Consider the following 2,117-nt stretch of genomic DNA (forward strand, 5'->3'; position numbering starts at 1 on the left):
AAAAGTTGAAGTATTTAAGAAAATTAAAGAGCAAAATCATATAGTAGCTTTCTGCGGAGATGGTTTAAATGATGCTCCTGTAATAAATCTGTCAGATGTAAGCTTTGTTATGGGAAAGAAAGGATCTGCTCTGTCAGTTGAGAGCGCGGATATCATTGTTATGAATGATTCTCTTGAAAGCGTAAGAAAGTGCTTTGTAATTTCAAAGAGAATTTACAAAACTGCAGTATTCAATATTGCTTTTGTCATATTCATAAAGTTCATGGTGCTATTTTTAGGTGCTTTTGGATTTGCAAATATATACAGTGCAATTTTTGCAGATGTCGGAGTGCTGATACTGGCGGTTCTCAATGCAATGCGAGCTCTGACATTCAGATAGAACTATTTTGATTTTATCTTGTCAATCCAATATATTAGATATTAGTCTAATATATTGGATAATTATATTTCTCATCTGTATTCACATTTTTATTAAATAAGTTATCATTTGTTTGCACAGTATTGTGAGAAAAATATGGTTAATTTAGATACAGCAGATATTCAGATCCTGTCAGTATTAAGAGAGGATGGAAGAAAGTCACTTCGAGATATAGCTTCAAAGGTTGGACTGTCAGCTCCAGCTGTTGGCAGCAGAGTCAAGCGTCTTGAAGATCTAAAGATTATTGAAAGTTATGGAGCGAAAATCAGTTCTCAGGTTTTTGCTCTATCCTTAGAAGCTCTAATCTATGTTCAGGTGACAAATGCTGATGAGGATAAATTTTTAGAATATGCAAGAAGCCTTCTTTGTGTAAATTCACTTTATAAGATTGCATCTGATTATTCATATATAATTAAGGCTTCATTTGAGAATACTGCAAAACTCAATAACTTTGTAACCAACCTTCAGACAAACTATGGTAAGTGCAAAGTAGAGCTGATTTTAAAAAGAGAAATAGAGGATAGAAGCTCTCTTTCTTTTTCAGATTTTGATAAATAGAGGATATTTTTATGTGGGATTATTCTGATAAAGTTAAAGATCACTTTTTAAATCCACGTAATGCACGTGTTATTGAAGATGCCAATGCTGTTGGTGATGTAGGATCTATTATCTGTGGAGATGCTTTGCGTCTGATGTTAAAAATCGATCCTGCAACTGAGGTAATTGAAGATGCTGCATTCCAGACATATGGCTGTGGTTCCGCTATTGCTTCATCATCAGCACTAACAGAAATGTTAAAAGGTAAATCTTTAAAAGAGGCTGAAAAGATTTCAAATCAGGATATCGTAGATTATCTAGGTGGTCTTCCTCCTGAGAAAATGCACTGTTCAGTTATGGGCAGAGAAGCATTAGATGCTGCTATTGCAAATTATCATGGTCAGTCATATGAAAATTCTCATGATGACGGTGAGCTTATTTGCCACTGCTTTGGTGTTGGTATCAACAAGATTAAAAAAGCTGTTTGGGAAAATCATCTGACAACAGTTGAAGAAGTTACCAACTATACAAAGGCTGGTGGTGGCTGTTCAAGCTGCAAGATGAGAATTGAAGAGATTATTGATGATGTCTGGGTTGATCTTGAAAAATGTGGTGTGCCTCGTCCTGGCCATGTTCCAACACCTATTCCATCAATTACAATCAGCACTGCAAACAACAGCTCATTCTCATCATTAAATACTGTAACCTCTGCAAGTGCAGCAACCAAGGCTGTTCAAAGCTCAATTGATGAAAAGACAAAATCATCACCAATTTACAACGACGTAAATGAGGTTATTGATGAAATTGTTAAAGGCTTTACTGACGGTTCTGCTATCAAATTACTGTCAATTGCTGGTGCAGATGTAAGTGTTGAGTTCTCTGGCAGTATTTCAAATGGCATGTTAAAGGAAATGACAGTAGGCTTTTTAAAGCAGAAACTGTCAGATAAAACAGGTCGTCTGATCAGCTTAACTGTAAGGTAGTATATGAATACAATGGATTTAGGTGTAGGTTTAGGTGGCACCTACCTTGATAACAATGCCACAACACAGATTGATCCTAAAGTAATTGAGGCAATGGAGCCTTATTTACGCGTATATTTTGGTAATGCCTCATCACAGCACGGCTATGGTGTACCTGTTGAAAAGGCTATTGCAAGAGC

Annotated in this window: 4 protein-coding genes; all 4 read left to right on the forward strand. The window is 36.0% G+C overall.

The window, feature by feature from the left end:
• Positions 1 to 379, forward strand: a 379-nt coding sequence (locus tag ACJML3_RS00960) for an HAD-IC family P-type ATPase (RefSeq protein ID WP_406019827.1), incomplete at its 5' end; no start/stop codon positions are given.
• A 135-nt stretch (positions 380 to 514) separates the two neighbouring features.
• A complete protein-coding gene (locus tag ACJML3_RS00965; RefSeq protein ID WP_406019829.1) occupies positions 515 to 976 on the forward strand; it encodes an Lrp/AsnC family transcriptional regulator in 462 nt (153 codons plus the stop codon).
• 11 nt (positions 977 to 987) lie between these two features.
• Complete coding sequence (gene nifU, locus ACJML3_RS00970) at positions 988 to 1,938, forward strand: Fe-S cluster assembly protein NifU (RefSeq protein ID WP_219937780.1); 951 nt, start codon at positions 988 to 990, stop codon at positions 1,936 to 1,938.
• 12 nt (positions 1,939 to 1,950) lie between these two features.
• Positions 1,951 to 2,117, forward strand: a 167-nt coding sequence (locus tag ACJML3_RS00975) for an aminotransferase class V-fold PLP-dependent enzyme (RefSeq protein ID WP_406019832.1), incomplete at its 3' end; no start/stop codon positions are given.

Origin of the sequence: Succinivibrio sp. (genome assembly GCF_045124615.1) — a bacterium.
Classification (GTDB): Bacteria; Pseudomonadota; Gammaproteobacteria; order Enterobacterales; family Succinivibrionaceae; genus Succinivibrio; species Succinivibrio faecicola.

Coding starts and splice junctions, on each gene's coding strand:
- ACJML3_RS00965 (WP_406019829.1), top strand. CDS start 515: ATGGTTAATTTAGATACAGCAGATATTCAGATCCTGTCAGTATTAAGA.
- nifU (WP_219937780.1), top strand. CDS start 988: ATGTGGGATTATTCTGATAAAGTTAAAGATCACTTTTTAAATCCACGT.